Genomic DNA, 18,409 nt, shown 5'->3' on the forward strand with positions numbered 1-18,409 from the left:
AGGGCAGACATGGGCCGCCAGGAAGCCTACACTGCACCGCAGCATCCCGATTTCAAGGAGACAGCATGGCGAAGGACGACAAGAAGCTCATTGACCTGGCATTGCAAGGCGGCGGTTCCCACGGCGCCCTGACCTGGGGCGTACTCGACAGACTGCTGGAGGAGGAACGTCTGGAGATCGACGGGGTCAGCGGCACCAGTGCCGGTGCCATGAATGCCGTAGTGCTAGCCGATGGTCTGCACAAGGGTGGTCGCGAGGGAGCCCGGCAAGCGCTGCACACCTTCTGGAAAGGGGTCAGCGATGCGGCGCGTTTCTCGCCGATCCAGCGCTCGCCCTGGGATCGGCTGATGGGCAATGACGGCCTGGACACATCGCCAAGCTATCTGTTCTACGAAAGCCTCACCCAACTGGTTCCCCCAGCGAAGCTCAACCCCCTGGGCATTAACCCATTGCGTGACCTGGTCAGCGAACTGGTGGACTTCGAGCGGGTAAACGCCTGCCGCAAGGCAAAGGTGTTCATTACCGCCACCAATGTACGTACCGGGCGCGCCAAGGTGTTCCGCCAGCCCGAGCTGAGCGTGGATACCGTCATGGCCTCAGCCTGCCTGCCATTCATGTTCCCGGCCGTGGAGATCGATGGTGAGGCCTACTGGGATGGTGGCTACAGCGGCAACCCCGCCCTCTTCCCGCTGGTCGATGACCAGGGCTGCCGTGATCTGGTGGTGGTACAGGTCAACCCCCTGGTTCGCAGCCAGCTCCCCGATAGCGCCCGTGACATCATCAACCGCATCAACGAAATCACTTTCAATACCAGCCTGATCAAGGAACTGCGCAGCATTCAGCTATTGCAGCAATTGATCGACTCAGAAAATGTCGAGCTGGAACGGTATCGCTCGATGCGCCTGCACCTGATCCATGCCGAGCAAGAGGTGGAAAAACTCAGCGCCTCGAGCAAGCTCAATGCGGAATGGGACTTCGTTTCCCGTCTGCATACCCAAGGCCGTGCCTGGGCCGATCTGTGGCTCGATCAGCATTTCGATTCCATCGGCAAGTGTTCGTCCTTCGATCTGAACACGGTCTTCCAGGACACGTTCCGCCCCTTCGCCAGGCCCGAGGAAGCGCCCACCGGGCGTGGTGAGCACGAAGAGTAAGGGCAGGTGCGCCCTGGCCGGGTGTAGCTACGAATCATGCCCGCGCATGATGGCGGGCAGACTGGCATGCAGGCGTCGTTTCGCGAATGCCGTCAGGCTCCCCTTGTCTTAAGATGGGCCTTCGCCATGCTTGCCGGAGATGCGAATGCCCGACACCGACAACGCCTTCCAGGCCGCCCTCGATCTGATCCTGGGCCTGGACCCGACCCTGCTCGGGATAGTGGCCCTGTCGCTTCAGGTGTCGCTGGGCGCCGTGTTGGTGGGGGCGCTGATCGGTCTGCCATTGGGTGCTGCGCTGGCCCTGTGGCGCTTTCCCGGCCGTGGCCTGGTGGTCACGCTGCTCAACGCCTTCATGGGCCTGCCGCCGGTCGTGGCTGGCCTGCTTGTCTACCTCTTGCTCTCCCGGGCCGGCCCCCTGGGCGAACTGGGATTGCTATTCACACCTACCGCCATGGTGATCGCCCAGTCGCTGCTGGTACTACCTATCATTGCCGCCCTGACTCGCGATCACGTGCGGAGCCTTTGGGACGAGTACCGCGAGCAGCTACACTCCTTCGGGGTGACTCGCCTTCGTGCCATGCCAAGCCTGCTCTGGGATGCCCGCTTCGCTCTGATGACGGTGATTCTCGCCGGTTTCGGGCGGGCCAGCGCCGAGGTCGGCGCCGTGCTGATCGTCGGCGGTAACATTGAGGGCGTCACCCGGGTGATGACCACGGCCATCGCCCTGGAAACCAGCAAGGGCAACCTGTCGTTGGCACTCGGCCTTGGCCTGGTACTGCTTGGCCTGGTGGCTCTTGTCAATGCCACGGCTTACCTAATCGGTGAACGTGCCAGGAGGAAGCTGGGATGAACAACTTCTGCCACCCCACCACCTTGCTACCGACAGCCTCTCCGGCAAGCCAGCCTCTACTGCGCCTGGAAGGGCTCGGCTTTTCCCATCAGGGGCAGACACTCCTGCAGGCGATCGATCTCACACTGGCGGCCCGTGGCCGCACGGTGATACTGGGCCCCAACGGGGCCGGCAAGAGCCTGCTGATGCGCCTGGCCCATGGTCTGCTCACTCCCAGTAGCGGCCATGTGCGCTGGGCACCCCATGAGAGCGGGCGCCCCCTGCGCCAGGCGATGGTCTTTCAGCGCCCGGTGATGCTGCGACGCTCTGCACTGGCCAATCTCACCTATGCCCTGGCCGCCCGTGGCGTGCCCTGGCGCCAACGTCGCGGCCTGGCACAGGCAGCACTGACACGCTTCGGGCTAGCCAGCCTCGCCGACCGCCCCGCCAGGGTACTGTCCGGTGGCGAGCAGCAGCGCCTGGCCCTGGCAAGGGCGTGGGTCCTGGAGCCCGACGTCCTGTTTCTCGATGAGCCCACCTCGGCGCTGGACCCGGCATCATTGCGAGCGGTGGAGGATGCCGTACACGCCTTCCACGCCCAGGGTTCACGCATCGTGATGACCAGCCATGACCTCAACCAGGCCCGCCGCCTGGCCGACGACATCGTCTTCCTTTACGAGGGGCATGTCATCGAGCACACTCCGGCACGGGAATTCTTCCACGCCCCCAGCACCCAACTCGCCCGGGACTTTCTTTCCGGGGATCTGCTCGGCTGATGGGAGGCATCCAGCTCATGTTTCGCTACCAACATACCGCCTATGTGCTGCTGATCGGATGGCTCTGGGCAGCCCCCCAAGCCGGGGCCGACGAGCGGAATGAAGCGCGCTATATCGTGCTCGCCTCCACAACCTCTACCGAGAACTCGGGCCTGTTCAGCGCCATCATACCGCCGTTCACCGAAGCAACCGGTATCTCGGTTCGCGTCGTTGCCGTGGGTACCGGGCAGGCTTTCGCCCTTGCCCGCCGCGGCGATGCCGATGCTCTGCTGGTGCATGATGCCGCGGGCGAAGCCCGGCTCATCGACGAGGGGTATGCCAGCGAGCGGGCAGAGATCATGTACAACGACTTCGTCATCGTCGGTCCCAACCAGGATCCGGCCGAAATTACCACGGCCAAAACGGCGTCCGGGGCCTTCGCTCGGATCGCCGCCGCTGAGTCGCCCTTCGTCTCACGCGGCGATGACAGCGGCACCCACCGCGCCGAACGGCAGCTGTGGCAGGCGACCAACATAGCCCCCCAGGGCGAATGGTACCGGGTCCTGGGCAGTGGCATGGGCCCGACGCTCAATACCGCCGCGGCCATGGGTGCCTACGTTTTCACCGACCGCGCCACCTGGGCCGCCTTCGACAATAGACAGGACCTCGTCCTGCTCTTCGAGGGCGATGAGGCACTGTTCAACCAGTACGCAAGCCTGCTGCTCCTGGAAGAGCGCCACCCCCACCTGAAGCACGACTTGGCAAGCGAGTGGCACCGATGGCTGCTCTCCGAGGAGGGCCAGCGGGCCATCGCCGACTTCGAGATAGCCGGGCAAGCTGTGTTCACGCCCAACGCCCGACGAGGCACAGACAGGTCACCCGGCAACCAGTGACGCTCCGCACGACTACCAAGGGCCATGCACGTAAAGCCCAGTGATTCCAACCCCATGCCATTCCCGGCCATTCACTCGAGGCTTGCCAGCATTGCCTCCAGCTCATTGGAGATGAAGCGCGGCTCGACGCACTCGCCCAGGTGCCTCTGAGCGAACGTCAGGAAACCGCGAGCCGCGTGGGGCAGCCGCTTGTCCCGGCGCACGATGAACTGCCAGTGGCTCTCGATGGGCAGCCGCTCCACCGGCAGGATCACCAAGTCGGAGTGTTCAGGCGGAAGTACATGCTCGGAGAGCACCGCTAGCCCCATCCCCGACGCCACCCCTACACGAATGGCCTCGTTGCTGGCCATCTGCAGGCTCGAGCCAAGCGAGAGCCCCTGCTCCTGCAGCCAGCTCTCGAACAGCATGCGCGTGGCCGAGCCCGGCTCGCGCAGCAAAAACCGTTCGGTCAGCAGCTCGCTCATGGCGACACGCTTCCTGGCAGCCAAAGGATGACCTTGCGGCGCGATTACCACCAGCGGATTGCGCAGGAAGCGCCCGGCCAGGGCATGAGCCAGCGACGGTGGATGGCTGAAGACATAGAGGTCATCATCCTGGCGCTCGAAGCGGGTCAGCATCTGGCGCCGGTTGCCGATATGCAGGGTCACATCGACCTCGGGAAACGCCTGGCTATAGGGGCCCAGCAGTCTCGGCAGCACATACTGCGCCGTGTTGACCAGGGCAATACTGAAACGTCCCCGCTCGCCGCCCCTCAAGGCGGCCAGGTAGTCCTCGAAGTCATCGAAACGGCCAAGTACTTCGCGGCTGGCGCGGTAGAGCTCCCGCCCCGCTTCCGTTGCTACCAGGCGTCCCTGGCGAACGCTCAACAGCGGCTCTCCCACCGCCTCACTCAAGCGCTTGAGCTGCTGTGAAACGGTCGGCTGGGTCAGGTGAAGTTGACGAGCCGCCTCGCTCACCGAGCCGCTGCGAACCACGGCAACGTACACTTGTAGCAGGCGAAATGTCAGGTGGCGTACGTTCATGGCTGACTCCATGGCGGCCAAATATAGAGTTTTATCTATACTATAAAGCCATACATTCAATTGGAATCAATATCACGCACTCCTCACAATCCGCGACTACCCTGCCAATGCGACTCAGAAAAAGAGAGACCCATGCCAGACATCGTCGTGATGTTCTTTCTGCTCGGCCTGCTCGCCGGCATCGTCAAGTCCGATCTGAACATACCCAAGGCCGCCTACGACACCTTGAGCCTGCTGCTGATGCTGACCATCGGCCTCAAGGGAGGCATGGCGCTCTACGGCAACCTGCGCTGGTCACTGATACCGGAACTCCTCGCGGTAGCGGCCCTGGGCGCCTTGATCCCGCTGGCATTGATGCCAGTGCTGCGCCGCCTTGTGCGCCTGTCGTCCGCCGATAGCGCCAGCATCGCCGCTCACTATGGTTCTGTCAGTGCCGGCACCTTTGCCGTGGCGCTGGCCTTCGCCGAGGGGCGTAATCTCCCCATCGGTGCCGAGGTCACCCTCTATCTGGTGATGATGGAGCTGCCAGCAATCATGGTGGCCATCGCACTCTACCGGCGTCATAAGGGCAGTGATTCCGGCGAAGCGATGCAGGGCATCTGGCACGAGACGCTGACCAATCGCGGGGTCATCCTGCTGGCTGGCGGTGCGGTTATCGGCGCCATGTACGGCCCCATGGAGGGTGCCAACGTTACCGAGCTGTTTACCAGTGCCTTCCACGCCGTTCTTGCCCTGTTCCTGCTGCAGATGGGCCTGACCGCAGCCGAAACCCTGCGGCCCATTCCCTGGTTTCACTGGCGGCTGCTCACCTTCGCCCTGGTGGCACCATTCTTCCTCGCCATGGCCGGGATGGCGGTAGGCCTGGCCCTGGGTCTTCCCAGCGGCTCACTGCTTATCCTGACGGCCCTTGCCGCCAGCGCATCCTACATCGCGGCACCGGCCGCCATGCGCACCGCCGTGCCCGAGGCCAACATTGGCCTGGCCATGCTGGCAGCGCTGGGCTTTACTTTCCCGCTGAACGTTATCCTGGGCATTCCCCTCTATCATCAACTGGCGCTCTGGCTGGGCTGAGCCAAGCGTAGGCGCCACCGGTCCAGAACCGGTGGCGCCGTTCTTCGACATTCGTCGCAGCCGCCCAGCCTGCACTTTACGTTAACGTCAACCTGGCCTAGTCTTGTAGCCATTCCAAGATGCGCGGTGAATCCGTACCCGTTCACCAAGCACTACCTGACAGCCGTTTTACGCGACAGAAAAAGGGAGTTCCGCCATGCTCACGCCCTACCAGCCCCTCGATTTCGGCCTAGACGATGAACTCAACATGCTGCGCGATCAGGTCAACGCCTTCGCCCGCGACGAGATCGCTCCCCGTGCGGCCGAGATCGACGAGAAGAACGAGTTCCCCAACGACCTTTGGCAGAAGTTCGGCGACATGGGGCTGCTGGGCATCACCGTCTCTGAAGAAGATGGCGGTACCGGCATGGGCTATCTGGCGCACTGCATCGCCATGGAAGAGATCTCCCGGGCCAGCGCCTCGGTGGGTCTCTCCTACGGCGCGCATTCCAACCTCTGCGTCAACCAGCTCAAGATCAACGCCAATGCCGAGCAGAAGGCCAAGTACCTGCCCAAGCTGATGAGCGGCGAGCATGTCGGCGCGCTGGCCATGTCCGAGCCGGGTGCCGGCTCCGATGTGGTCTCCATGAAGCTGCGCGCGCGCAAGGAGGGCGACCACTTCGTCCTCAACGGCAACAAGATGTGGATCACCAACGGCCCCGACGCCGACGTGCTGGTGGTCTACGCCAAGACCGACCCGGACGCCGGCTCCAAGGGCATCACTGCCTTCATCATCGAGAAGGGCATGCCCGGTTTCACCACCGCCCAGAAGCTCGACAAGCTCGGCATGCGCGGCTCCAACACCTGTGAGCTGGTGTTCCAGGATTGCGAAGTGCCCGTCGAGAACGTGCTCGGCGAACTCAACCGCGGCGTCAAGGTACTGATGAGCGGCCTGGACTACGAGCGCACCGTGCTCGCCGCCGGCCCCATCGGCATCATGCAGGCAGCCATGGATATCGTGGTGCCCTACGTCCACGAGCGTAAGCAGTTCGACCAGGCCATCGGCGAATTCCAGCTGGTGCAGGGCAAGATCGCCGACATGTACACCACGCTGAACGCCTGCCGCGCCTATCTCTACGCCGTGGCCGCCGGCTGCGACCGAGGCCAGACCTCGAGGAAGGACGCCGCCGGCGTGATCCTCTACTGCGCCGAGAAGGCCACCCAGGTGGCGCTGGACTCGATCCAGCTGCTCGGCGGCAACGGCTACATCAACGAATACCCGACCGGACGCCTGCTGCGCGACGCCAAGCTCTACGAAATCGGCGCAGGCACCAGCGAGATCCGTCGCATGCTGATCGGTCGCGAGATCTTCAACGAATCTAGGTAAGGGTGGCTTCCGCCAGGGCGCCTGGCGGTGCCAGTCGCGATGGGGACCAGCGCTCCAACAGCGTTTTTTTCTAATGTTGAAGCAGCTTTAGCTCCGGTCCGACGCATCGGCGACTGGAGGCCGAAGGACTCCCGGCGGCGTTGCCAAGGCTAGCAACACCGCCAACGTCGGCAGCCTCCGCCAAGGCGCCTGACGGCGCCAGTCGCGACGCGGAGCGGCGCTCCAACAGCGTTTTTTTCTAATGTTGGAGCAGCTTCAGCTCGCGACTGGAGGCCGAAGGACTCCCGGCGGCGTTGCCAAGGCTAGCAACACCGCCAACGTGGCAGCCTCCGCCGAGGCGCCTCGCGGCGCCAGTCGCGATGCGAAGTCGGAACGCCGAACCGAGCGCTCCAACAAGGTAGGTAGCTCCTGCAGAACAGAACCACCAAAGACGCACCGCCCACGAAGCACTAACCTGCTTCGAAGACGAACAGCAAGGATCTTTCCATGAGCATCCTGAACACCCAGATCAATCCACGCAGCGATGTCTTCCAGGCCAACGAGGCGTCGATGCGCCACGAGGTCATGAAACTCCGCGAGCTGACCGCGGCGATCAGCCAGGGCGGCGGCGAAAAGGCCCGTACCCGCCACGAGTCCCGCGGCAAGCTGTTCGTGCGCGACCGCATCGATCACCTGCTCGACGAGGGCTCGCCCTTCCTCGAGTTCTCGGCGCTGGCGGCCCACGACACCTATGACAACCCGATTCCCGCCGCCGGGGTGGTCACCGGCATCGGCCGCGTCTCTGGCGTGGAGTGCGTGATCGTCGCCAACGACGCCACGGTCAAGGGCGGCACCTACTTCCCGATGACAGTGAAGAAGCACATCCGCGCCCAGGAGATCGCCCGCAAGCACCGCCTGCCGTGCATCTACCTGGTCGACTCCGGCGGCGCCCACCTGCCGAGCCAGGACGAGGTGTTCCCCGACCGCGACCACTTCGGCCGCATCTTCTACAACCAGGCCACCCTCTCTGCCGAAGGCATCCCGCAGATAGCCGTGGTGATGGGCTCCTGCACCGCCGGCGGCGCCTACGTGCCAGCCATGGCCGACGAGTCGATCATCGTCAAGCAGCAGGGCACCATCTTCCTGGGTGGCCCGCCGCTGGTGAAGGCCGCCACCGGCGAGAGCATCAGCGCCGAGGACCTTGGCGGCGCCGACGTCCACTGCAAGGTGAGCGGCGTGGCCGACCACTACGCCGAGAACGACGCCCACGCCCTGCAGCTGGCGCGCGGCTGCGTGTCACGGCTCAACTGGCAGAAGCGCGGTCAGCTGAAGATGCAGGAACCCAAGCCGCCTCGGCTCGACCCGGCAGAAATCTACGGCATCGTCGGCACCGACCTCAAGAAGCCCTACGACGTGCGTGAAGTGATCGCCCGCATCGTCGATGACTCCGACTTCGACGAGTTCAAGCGCTACTACGGCGACACCCTGGTCACCGGCTTCGCCCATATTCACGGCTACCCGGTGGGCATCGTCGCCAACAATGGCGTGCTGTTCTCGGAGTCCGCGGTCAAGGGCGCGCACTTCATCGAGCTCTGTGCCCAGCGCAAGATCCCGCTGATCTTCCTGCAGAACATCACCGGCTTCATGGTCGGCTCCAAGTACGAGCACGAAGGCATCGCCAAGCACGGGGCCAAGCTGGTCACCGCGGTGGCCTGTGCCAAGGTGCCCAAGTTCACCGTGCTGATCGGCGGCAGCTTCGGCGCCGGCAACTACGGCATGTGCGGCCGCGCCTACGACCCCAACCTGCTGTTCATGTGGCCCAACGCCCGCATTTCCGTCATGGGCGGCGAACAGGCTGCCGGCGTGCTGGCTCAGGTCAAGCGCGACCAGCACGAGCGCGAGGGCCGCGAGTGGTCCGCGGAAGAAGAGGAAGCCTTCAAGGCCCCCACCCGCGACCAGTACGAGCACCAGGGCCACCCCTATTACGCCAGCGCGCGGCTGTGGGACGACGGCGTCATCGACCCGGCCCAGACCCGCGACGTGCTGGGCCTGTCACTGGCCGCAGCGATGAATGCCGAGGTGCAGGAAACCAAGTTCGGCGTGTTCCGTATGTAGTGTTTCTGTAGGAGGTAGCTTGAGCTCGCGACGGCGGCCTCGAGGCGAAAGCATGACGACAGCCGCCGTGCAGCAGAGCCGGAATACCAAGCCGCACCCCGACAGAAACGAATCAAGGGTACTGACATGTCATCAAACGATACCTTCTCCCGCCTGACCATCGACGACCGCGGCGTCGCCTGGCTGACACTCGATCGTCCGGAGGTGCATAACGCCTTCGACGACAGCCTGATTGCCGAGCTCAACGCCCACCTGGAGCAGCTCCACGACGACGCCCACCATGGCCATGTGCGCGTGGTGGTACTGGGCTCCGAGGGCAAGAACTTCTCCGCCGGCGCCGACCTGGGTTGGATGAAGCGCATGGTCGAGTACGACTTCGAGGGCAACCTGGCGGACTCTCGCAAGCTCTCGCAGTTGATGCACCGTCTCGACACCCTGCCCTGCCCTACCATCTGTCGGGTGCAGGGTGCGGCGTTCGGTGGCGCCGTGGGCCTGGCCGCCTGCTGCGACATCGTCATCGCCTCCGACAAGGCCAAGTTCTGCCTCTCCGAGGTCAAGATCGGCCTGTCGCCGGCGGTGATCAGCCCCTACGTGCAGCGGGCCATCGGTCCGCGCCAGATGCGCCGCTTCGCCCTCTCCGCCGAAGTGGTCGATGCCGCCACCAGCCTCACCCTGAGCCTGAGCCACCAGGTCGTCGGACTCGACGAGCTGGACGAGGCCGTCGAGGCGATGATCGGCACCCTGCTCGGCGGCTCGCCCCAGGCCCAGCGCGCCACCAAGGCACTGCTCTTCGAGGTCGCCCGGGAGCCCGACAGCAAGGCCACCCGCGAACACACCTGCAAGGTGATCGCCGAGCTACGCGTCAGCGCCGAGGGTCAGGAAGGCCTTTCCAGTTTCTTCGAGAAGCGCCGCCCCGCCTGGGTCGACGACACCGCCGCTTCAACCAAGACGTCAGCCGACACGGAGCGACGCTCATGAGCCAGACACCGCAAACACGTACTAGCCAGTTCGACACCCTGCTGGTGGCCAACCGCGGCGAAATTGCCTGCCGCGTCATGCGTACCGCCCGCGCCATGGGCCTGCGCACCGTGGCCGTCTACTCCGACGCCGACGCCAGTGCCCGCCACGTGCGCGAGGCCGATGAGGCCGTGCGCCTGGGTCCGGCTGCCGCCCGTGAGAGCTATCTCAAGGTCGAGGCCGTGGTCGAGGCCGCCAAGCGCACCGGCGCCGGCGCCATCCACCCCGGCTACGGCTTCCTCTCCGAGAACGGCGGCTTCGTCGAAGCGCTGGACCAGGCCGGCATCGTCTTCGTCGGCCCGCCCGCCTCGGCGATCGCCGCCATGGGCGACAAGTCTGCCGCCAAGGCACGCATGGCTAACGCCGGCGTGCCGCTGGTGCCGGGCTACCACGGTAACGACCAGAACGACGCCCTGCTCAAGGCCGAGGCCGACAAGATCGGCTACCCGGTGCTGCTCAAGGCCAGCGCCGGCGGCGGCGGCAAGGGCATGCGCGTGGTCGAGGCCCCCGAGCAGTTCCAGGCCGCACTGGACGGCTGCCGCCGCGAGTCCCAGGCCGCCTTCGGCGACACCCGCATGCTGATCGAGAAGTACCTGACCCAGCCACGCCACGTCGAGGTCCAGGTGTTCTGCGATTCACACGGCAACGGCGTCTACCTTTTCGAACGCGACTGCTCCGTGCAGCGCCGCCACCAGAAGGTGCTCGAGGAAGCCCCTGCCCCCGGCATGACCGCGGAACTGCGTAGCAAGATGGGCGACGCCGCCGTGCGCGCCGCCAAGGAGATCGGCTACGTGGGCGCCGGCACCGTCGAGTTCCTCCTCGATGCGGACGGCTCCTTCTTCTTCATGGAGATGAATACCCGCCTGCAGGTGGAGCACCCCGTCACCGAGATGATCACCGGCCAGGACCTGGTCGAGTGGCAGTTGCGCGTGGCCATGGGCGAAGCCCTGCCCTGCACCCAGGACGAGCTGACCATCACCGGCCATAGCTTCGAGGCGCGGCTCTACGCCGAAGACCCGGACCAGGACTTCCTGCCCGCCACCGGCCTGCTCACCCAGTTCGCCATGGACCTGGAAGGCGCCGGCCTGGATCCTGCGCGCGTGCGCCTGGACAGCGGCGTGGAGACCGGCGACGCCGTGTCCATGCACTACGACCCGATGCTGGCCAAGCTGATCGTCCACGGTGACGACCGCGACCAGGCACTCGCCACCCTAAACCGCGCCCTGGCCGCGCTGGACGTGCAGGGCGTCGTGACCAACCGCGCCTTCCTGCAGCGCCTGGCGACACACCCGGCGTTCAAGGCCTGTGATCTCGACACCCGCTTTATCGAGCGCAATGAAGCCACCCTCTTCGCCCCCAAGCAGTACAGCATCGAAGAGTACGCCGGTGCCGCCCTGGTGGGCCTCAACCAGCTCGCCCGCGAGTGCGAAAGCGACTCCCCCTGGGACCGCCACGACGGCTTCCGCCTCAACGCCCCGCACAGCATCCGCATCGCCCTGTGCGACCCGGCGCACGTGCAGGACAGCGAAGACGCCGACACCGTGGTGGTGGTCGACGGCACCCGCCACAGCGGTGACGCCCTCTGGACCCTGACCATCCGTGGCGAGACCCTCACCGCCAGCCTGCAACCGCTGGCTGGCGACGCCGTCGCCGTGACCCTCAACGGCCACCGCCGCCGCCTGCAGGCACGCCGCGACGGCAACGTCGTCGTCATGGTCGACCCGCGCGGTGAAACCCGGCTGTTCTGGCGCCGCATCGACGCCATCGACCACGGCCACCACGAAGCCGAATCGACCCTCACCGCGCCCATGCACGGCACCGTGGTGGCGCTGCTCGTCGAACCCGGCCAGCGCGTCGAGAAAGGGATGCCGCTGATGGTCATGGAAGCCATGAAGATGGAACACACCATGACCGCCCCCGCCGACGGCCACGTGGAAAACTTCCACTTCCAGGGCGGCGACACCGTCGGCCAAGGCGACGTACTGCTCGAATTCGCCGCCGACCAGTAAAAAAGGGAGGCCACAGGCCTCCCGCACCAACCGCAACAGAAGAAAAAAAAGCTGTAGGAGCGCTCGGTTCGGCGCCCCGACTCTGCATCGCGACTGGAGGCCGAAGGCCTCCCGATGAGGACGCCAACCTAAGCTAAGACAGCTGTAGGAGCGCCGGTTCCCGTCGCGACAGGAGGCCGAAGGCCTCCCGAATCAACAGCCACTGCTGGAGGCACCGCCATGACATTCCCCAAATCCGTGCGCCTGGTCGAGGTCGGCCCCCGCGACGGACTGCAAAACGAACCCAACCCGATCGACACGGCCACCAAGCTCGAGCTCATCGACCGCCTGGGCGCCGCCGGCATTGCCTACATCGAGGCCGCCAGCTTCGTCTCCCCCAAGTGGGTACCCCAGATGGCCGACCACCGCGAGGTGATGACCGGCCTCACGCGCCGCCAAGGTGTCACCTACGCCGCTCTCACCCCCAACCTCAAGGGGCTGGAAGCGGCGCTGGAGTGCGGCGTCGAGGAAGTGGCGGTATTCGGCGCGGCAAGTGAGGCCTTCTCGCAGAAGAACATCAACTGCTCCGTCGCTGAATCCCTGGAGCGCTTCATCCCGGTACTGGAGCGTGCACAGCAGGCCGGCGTGCGGGTGCGCGGCTACGTCTCCTGCGTGCTCGGCTGCCCCTATGAAGGCGAGATCGCACCCGCCAAGGTGGCCGAAGTCTCCAAGGCGCTCTATGAGATGGGCTGCTACGAGGTGTCGCTGGGCGACACCATCGGCGTCGGCACCCCGCTCGCTGCCAAGCGCATGATCGAAGCGGTGAGCCGTGACATCCCCATGGACAAGCTCGCCGCCCACTTCCACGACACCTACGGCCAGGCACTCGCCAACCTCTACGCCGTGCTGGAAGAAGGCATTAGCGTGGTCGACAGCTCCGTTGCCGGCCTCGGCGGCTGCCCCTACGCCAAGGGCGCCTCCGGCAACGTGGCCAGCGAAGACGTCATCTACCTGCTCAACGGCCTCGGCATCGAGACCGGTATCGACCTCGACAAGCTCGCCGACACCGGCACCTGGATCACCCAGACCATCGGCCGGCCGAATCGCTCGAAGGTGGGGGCGGCGCTGGCGGCGAAGTGATCACGGGGTAGAAACGGAAAGCCCCTGAGTCAGATGAATGGCTCGGGGGCTTTGGAATTGGCACAAGATATCGCTTAATTGGAGCTTGGGTACTCAATAATCGCAAAGCTTGGATGCACACGAACTCGACGAGCTGAAATTGAGCCTGCTAGCCATTGAATCCAGGCGGATCATCCCAAAGCTGCACCTCGATATAGAGCTCAAAATCACTTTCCCAATAACGCTCATAAGGCACTACGCGATCATTTTCAGGAATTCCGAATCGGGTAACCAGCTCGTCGATCTCGCTAAGCAGGAATACTTGGTTATGGTACGGCTTATCGTCTCGGGTTAGCGCGATAAAGCTATCCGGGTAAGTCAAGGACGTCACTTCAGGGTCGAGCGCCGAGAGAGGAATTCTCAACTCACTGTGGTCCACGTTCAGATCGCGAAACCAAGGAGACTCTCCCAGCACCAGATAAAAGGGATGGCGGCGGCGCGGCTTACCCCCTCGCGCTATGAACAGTTCACGCAGCCGATCTTCAACCTCACGCCGGACCCCAATGTAATTCCTGCCATAGCGCCGTCGATAGCCAGGATCACGCTGATGACGAGTCAGAATATCCAGGAAGACGGGATCTTCAGAGCCGGCCGGAAGCTCAGAGAGGCTTCGAAACGGGCCAGTCTCGCGTAGATAGTAGTGGGAAGCGAATTGTGGAAGCCTCATCATTTCACCCCGTATAGCATGGGCCACGTAAATATAACCAGATTGTATTGCAATAAAACAGAAAATCTCTTAAAAATTAGAAAATCAAGGATAATAGTAAACCAGGCATACGATGAGCGACACGAAAGCAGACGCGTAAAAGCCCACAAATATAGCATTAAGCACACTTTTCTCCATACGTGGTCTGGCACCCAGCATAGGAACGAAAAACAGAGCAGCGAGAAAAGCAGCCATCCAATGATTAAAAAGATAAACATTTGACGGAAGAGACACAAAGGCCGTTACAGCAAACACAGCCAAATATTTACCAGAACTCAACATCGCATTTCTTCACTCACTCCCAGAGGTCCATTTTAAGAAATTTGGCGGATAGCCTGTTATCACTATGGTCAGTGAGACATATAAAAGCAAACCTATTATCGCAACAAAAACCCACATTTGTGAATAAAAACCTCCATCACGACCAAATGCAAAAACTCCTGCCAGAGCAATGAGACAAAACAATGATATAAGGGCGCAAAGAAACCTATAAAATATCCCTATTTTCCTTACATCTTCAATTGCCATATTTTTCTTCCATAAAATTCCAGTTCCCTTTTTAACCAGCTCAGGCGCTGTAGGCACGCTACCGCCAAGGCAGTCAACTAGGCGCCTCTCCTGGCGAGTGATCACGGCGATGCTTCTGATGCACCCGTTTCGTTGAAAACGCTTGATAAGACTCGGAATACAATACCGCCAAAATAGCAGATATAAGAACATAAGCGAATATATCAAATAGCGGAAAAAACAGCAACGCAGATATTAGATTTAAACTTTCAGAATTTATCAGACCGGCAACACCTCCCCACAAAAAATAAAACACAGAAAACAAAGCACTGAATATGGCAAGCGAGATGAATAGCGCCCACTGAGGCCTATGGGTCATGCTGAAGGAATCTCTCAACGAAATTTTTCTATCAATCGCCACGCCCACAAGAACCAATGACAATCTTAAAGTGAAAAACAAAGGCACCAGGAAAAATACCAATAGGACAAAAGCCATCCAAATACTATGTAAAGCAAGGGTTGATGTCGCACCAATAAGCATGCTTGGTATGAGCCATACAATCAAGAACCCCATATAATAAAGAAAGAATCTGAGCTCTCGCTTGGAAAACCGGAACACTTCTGGCCTTTCATCCAACAGCACAGTTCGCATAGTGCTTATAGCAATAATTACCACAATTGCTATCTCGGCAAGGGATATAGGGATATGCAACAACAAGCCAATATCGTTTAATGAAGGACCGCCATTGGACAGACCATAAATCACAGCCTGAAGGGCCAAATAAATAAATGATGGAAAGGCAACGCCTTTCAATATAGCATAACGATGCTGCCCCATAAGGTACAGCGAGCCAAGAAAAAATCTTAGAAACACACCCTCTCCCTAATAAACCTAGCCTTTCTAAAAAACATACCCGCTGTAAGAGCCACCGACACAAGAGCATTTTTCAATTGTTGACCGAGAAAACTCGACACGCACGCTCTCACTTCAAACCTACCACCTCAATAGCCGTGTCAACACCCTCTTCTGCTAGCTCCTCTAAAGCAGTCTGAGCTTCTTCAACTCCTTGATCAGCCGCAATTTTGTACCAGTAAACGGCCTTATCGTAATCTTGCTCAACTCCCCAGCCGTTCTCATACATAGCCCCCAAGTTATATTGGGCACGCTCCCCACCTTGCTCAGCAGATTTATGAAACCATTCAGCTGCAATAGCCTCATTCTGCGGAACTCCCTCACCATTCAAATAAAGTACGCCCAGCTGGTATTGTGGGGTTACAGCCCCTTGCTCCGCAGCCAATAGGAACCACTGCGCAGCCTCTTCATAATCAGGCTGAATGCCAATACCAAAATAATTGATATTTCCTAAATATTCTTGAGACTTAGCCAACCCTTGCTCTGCTGCCAAACGGAACCACTTTGCCGCTTCAGAGTAATCAATATTGCTCCCTCTACCATAAAAAAACATTAACCCTAGATTCTGCTGCGCCACCGCAGTACCCTCTTCAGCGGAAAGGCGATACAATCTCATGGCTTCTTGGGGGTCTCGATCAACACCTCTACCCACCTCATACATCCATGCCAAGTTATTCTGAGCTATAGGGTTCCCCTGATCAGCCGCCAACTGATACCATTGCGCAGCCATTGCATAATTTTTTTCGACACCCTCTCCTCTTAAATACATTCCAGCTAGAAGAATTATTGCTTCGTCATTACCTTCCTCAGATAAAGCTCTGAAGTTATCAAGCGCAGTAGAAAAGTCACCATTACGGTAAGCGACCTCACCTTCCTCCAAGGTTTGGGAGGATACAGAAGGCACAAAAAAATACAACAAAGCAACAAGCAATGCCACAAATGTTAACTTAAACTTCACAACAGCCTCCTATCGGAAAAACATTCCATAAGCCCCTTGCTCAAGAATTCTTCTTGCCTGAGCCCCAGGGTCTGCCGACACATCTATCTGACGACGATTTAATATCTCTTCCGGCACAGGGCCTGGCCAGACCTCAAAGTCGACGATAACATCTCCAGTCCTTTCATCAATTAGACTTCCATAGTTATTCATACTAGAGCATGTGCCCTGCATTAAGGCTTGCTTACTAAAAATAGCCAGGAACCCAAAGCCAGGTTGTTTCGCCAATGTAGCCATGACTGATTTCTTGGAGTTAACTGCTCCTGAATAATCAGCCAAATCCAACCAATCATGCAAATCGCTCATACAGGCTTCAATAATTTGATTATTATTTCTAGGGTCCAGACCATTCATACCCATTAGACTTCTAGCGTCTGGCCTGATCCGTCTATCAACAATGCCCTCCAACCCCAACGGATCCACCATCCCTGTCGGGTTGCTGACATAGCCATACAGGTTCCTGCCGCCCTTCAGGCCAATGGGATCCTGGCTGATGTATCGGCCCTGCTGCGGGTCGTAGTAGCGGTGGCGGTTGTAGTAGAGGCCACTTTCTTCGTCCTGCCACTGCCCCTGGAAGCGGATGGGCTGTGCGGTGCGGCCCTGCTCGTTGGTGACTGCCGCCCAGTCGTCGGGCTGGGCCTGCCACAGGGTGTCGCCTCTCGGTGTGACGAGTTGCATCGGCGTGCCCAGGGCGTCGGTGACGTAGGCGCTGATCTGCTTGGGCGCGTCGTGGCCGGCTTGATCGATTCTGAGCATCGGCACGAAGCTGCCGGGTTCGTAGACCACAGTGGTGCGCTGGTTGTCGGTTTCTTCGTGCACCAGGCGATCGCCATCCCAGCCGTAGTGGGTGGTGGTGGTGGTGGTGGTGATGCCGTTGTCGTGGCGTACCGTCTTGGCGATGCGTCGGCCCAGGGCGTCGTAGCGGTAGCGGGCTTCTTCGGTGGTGCCTTGGGCGCTGGTGCGGGTCAGCTGCACCAGGCGATTGGCGCCGTCGTAGCCGAGGCTTAGCCGCTCGCCGTTGGGGGCTTCACGCTCGATCAGGTTGCCGGCACCATCGAAGCGGTAGCGGCTGCCGTCGAGTTCGTTGAGCTGGTTGGCTGCGTTCGGCCGCGCGGGTTCACCAGGTTGGGCACTCAGCCGATTGCCGGCGGCATCCACCGGGTAGCGGTGGGCGCGGTCGCCGTGCTGGCTGGCGATGAGACGACCCGCCGCATCGTAGCTGTAGGCGATGACCGGGCTGGTACTGCCCTGGCTGCGGAAGCTGAGCCGGCCCTGGGCATCGTAGCGGTAGTGCTGCTCGCCTTTGGCGCTGCCGGGACCGCGCAGGCTGAGGCGGTCCAGTTGGCCGAGTTCGGTATAGCCACGCTCGAGGATCAGCGGCTGGGGCTGACCGGCACTGTTCAGGCGACGCTGGGTCTCGCGGTGCAGGGCGTCGGGCTCGAGAGCGAGTTCGAGGCCCAGTCCGGGCGCGCTGAGGCCGTGCAGGTGGCCGCTGCCATAGGTGTGCCAGGCGAGTTCGGGCAGTTCGCCGTAGCGGCTGGCCTGGGGCGCGCCGGTGGCGGTGAACCGCTGCTGGTGCTGCCACTGCCAGGCGGCGTCATCGCCGATGGCATGATGGCGCTGGTGTTCGCCGATGGAGCGCCCCGCGGCGTCGTAGGCGAAGGTCACCTCGCCTTGGGCGTTACCGACGCCGCCGAGCTGGCCGTCGGCGCGCCATTGATAGCGTTCGGAGCTGGCCGGGGCGTGCTCGGTGGCCGGCAGGTGGCGAGCGGTCAGGCGGCCACTGGCGTCGTAGTCATAGCGAATGGCGAGCACTTGCCCGTCGAGGCCGTGCCGGCTGACTTCGGTGCGCTCGATCAGCTGGCCGGCGGTATCATAGGCGTAGCGCTGCTCGCGGCCGTCCGGGCCAGTCTCGCTGACG

16 protein-coding genes are annotated in these 18,409 nt (G+C 61.6%); 10 read left to right on the top strand and 6 right to left on the bottom strand.

Annotated elements, in window-relative coordinates; translation table 11 throughout:
* Nucleotides 1-65 precede the first annotated feature (65 nt).
* The 4 genes from KZO25_RS16385 (at nucleotide 66) to KZO25_RS16400 (ending at nucleotide 3,628) form a co-directional block, all read left to right on the top strand.
* Nucleotides 66-1,151 carry a patatin-like phospholipase family protein gene (locus tag KZO25_RS16385; protein ID WP_223137801.1) on the top strand — a complete coding sequence of 362 codons (1,086 nt, stop codon included), beginning with the start codon at nucleotides 66-68 and terminating at the stop codon, nucleotides 1,149-1,151.
* 145 nt (nucleotides 1,152-1,296) lie between these two features.
* Nucleotides 1,297-2,001 carry an ABC transporter permease gene (locus KZO25_RS16390; protein WP_223137802.1) on the top strand — a complete coding sequence of 235 codons (705 nt, stop codon included), beginning with the start codon at nucleotides 1,297-1,299 and terminating at the stop codon, nucleotides 1,999-2,001.
* Nucleotides 1,998-2,756: an ATP-binding cassette domain-containing protein gene (locus tag KZO25_RS16395; RefSeq protein WP_223137803.1), complete on the top strand. Its 759-nt coding sequence runs from the start codon at nucleotides 1,998-2,000 to the stop codon at nucleotides 2,754-2,756. The genes KZO25_RS16390 and KZO25_RS16395 overlap by 4 nt, the downstream gene beginning before the upstream one ends.
* Nucleotides 2,757-2,773: 17 nt before the next feature.
* A complete protein-coding gene (locus tag KZO25_RS16400) occupies nucleotides 2,774-3,628 on the top strand; it encodes a substrate-binding domain-containing protein (protein ID WP_223137804.1) in 855 nt (284 codons plus the stop codon).
* A 71-nt stretch (nucleotides 3,629-3,699) separates the two neighbouring features.
* On the opposite strand, the gene KZO25_RS16405 is transcribed toward KZO25_RS16400, so the two are convergent.
* Nucleotides 3,700-4,650, bottom strand: a complete 951-nt coding sequence (locus KZO25_RS16405) for a LysR family transcriptional regulator (protein WP_223137805.1) — start codon at nucleotides 4,648-4,650, stop codon at nucleotides 3,700-3,702.
* Between the two features lie 132 nt (nucleotides 4,651-4,782).
* Here KZO25_RS16405 and KZO25_RS16410 point away from each other — a divergent pair, with 132 nt between their 5' ends.
* The 6 genes from KZO25_RS16410 to KZO25_RS16435 all read left to right on the top strand — a co-directional run bounded on the left by KZO25_RS16410 (nucleotide 4,783) and on the right by KZO25_RS16435 (nucleotide 13,326).
* Nucleotides 4,783-5,721: a sodium-dependent bicarbonate transport family permease gene (locus KZO25_RS16410; protein WP_066448355.1), complete on the top strand. Its 939-nt coding sequence runs from the start codon at nucleotides 4,783-4,785 to the stop codon at nucleotides 5,719-5,721.
* 196 nt (nucleotides 5,722-5,917) lie between these two features.
* Nucleotides 5,918-7,087, top strand: a complete 1,170-nt coding sequence (locus KZO25_RS16415; RefSeq protein ID WP_223137806.1) for an isovaleryl-CoA dehydrogenase — start codon at nucleotides 5,918-5,920, stop codon at nucleotides 7,085-7,087.
* A gap of 486 nt (nucleotides 7,088-7,573) precedes the next feature.
* Nucleotides 7,574-9,181, top strand: a complete 1,608-nt coding sequence (locus tag KZO25_RS16420) for a carboxyl transferase domain-containing protein (RefSeq protein WP_223137807.1) — start codon at nucleotides 7,574-7,576, stop codon at nucleotides 9,179-9,181.
* Nucleotides 9,182-9,307: 126 nt separating this feature from the next.
* Nucleotides 9,308-10,159 (top strand): enoyl-CoA hydratase/isomerase family protein, encoded by an 852-nt coding sequence (locus KZO25_RS16425; RefSeq protein WP_223137808.1) that lies wholly within the window; start codon nucleotides 9,308-9,310, stop codon nucleotides 10,157-10,159.
* Nucleotides 10,156-12,207 (top strand): acetyl/propionyl/methylcrotonyl-CoA carboxylase subunit alpha, encoded by a 2,052-nt coding sequence (locus tag KZO25_RS16430; RefSeq protein ID WP_223137809.1) that lies wholly within the window; start codon nucleotides 10,156-10,158, stop codon nucleotides 12,205-12,207. Before KZO25_RS16425 ends, KZO25_RS16430 begins: the two co-directional genes overlap by 4 nt.
* Nucleotides 12,208-12,426: 219 nt before the next feature.
* Nucleotides 12,427-13,326, top strand: a complete 900-nt coding sequence (locus tag KZO25_RS16435) for a hydroxymethylglutaryl-CoA lyase (protein WP_223137810.1) — start codon at nucleotides 12,427-12,429, stop codon at nucleotides 13,324-13,326.
* Between the two features lie 148 nt (nucleotides 13,327-13,474).
* Here the strand turns inward: KZO25_RS16435 and KZO25_RS16440 are convergent, their stop codons facing one another.
* From KZO25_RS16440 to KZO25_RS16460, 5 genes are all read right to left on the bottom strand, one after another.
* Entirely contained in the window at nucleotides 13,475-14,032 is a 558-nt protein-coding gene (locus KZO25_RS16440) for a hypothetical protein (RefSeq protein WP_262489092.1), read from the bottom strand.
* A 330-nt stretch (nucleotides 14,033-14,362) separates the two neighbouring features.
* A complete protein-coding gene (locus KZO25_RS16445; protein ID WP_223137811.1) occupies nucleotides 14,363-14,704 on the bottom strand; it encodes a hypothetical protein in 342 nt (113 codons plus the stop codon).
* Entirely contained in the window at nucleotides 14,673-15,452 is a 780-nt protein-coding gene (locus KZO25_RS16450) for a hypothetical protein (RefSeq protein WP_223137812.1), read from the bottom strand. Before KZO25_RS16450 ends, KZO25_RS16445 begins: the two co-directional genes overlap by 32 nt.
* 109 nt (nucleotides 15,453-15,561) lie before the next feature.
* Nucleotides 15,562-16,449, bottom strand: a complete 888-nt coding sequence (locus tag KZO25_RS16455) for a tetratricopeptide repeat protein (RefSeq protein WP_223137813.1) — start codon at nucleotides 16,447-16,449, stop codon at nucleotides 15,562-15,564.
* A gap of 9 nt (nucleotides 16,450-16,458) precedes the next feature.
* On the bottom strand, nucleotides 16,459-18,409 hold a 1,951-nt coding region (locus tag KZO25_RS16460), incomplete at its 5' end, for an RHS repeat-associated core domain-containing protein (protein WP_223137814.1).

This window comes from Halomonas sp. ANAO-440 (assembly GCF_019915905.1).
GTDB lineage: Bacteria > Pseudomonadota > Gammaproteobacteria > Pseudomonadales > Halomonadaceae > Halomonas > Halomonas chromatireducens.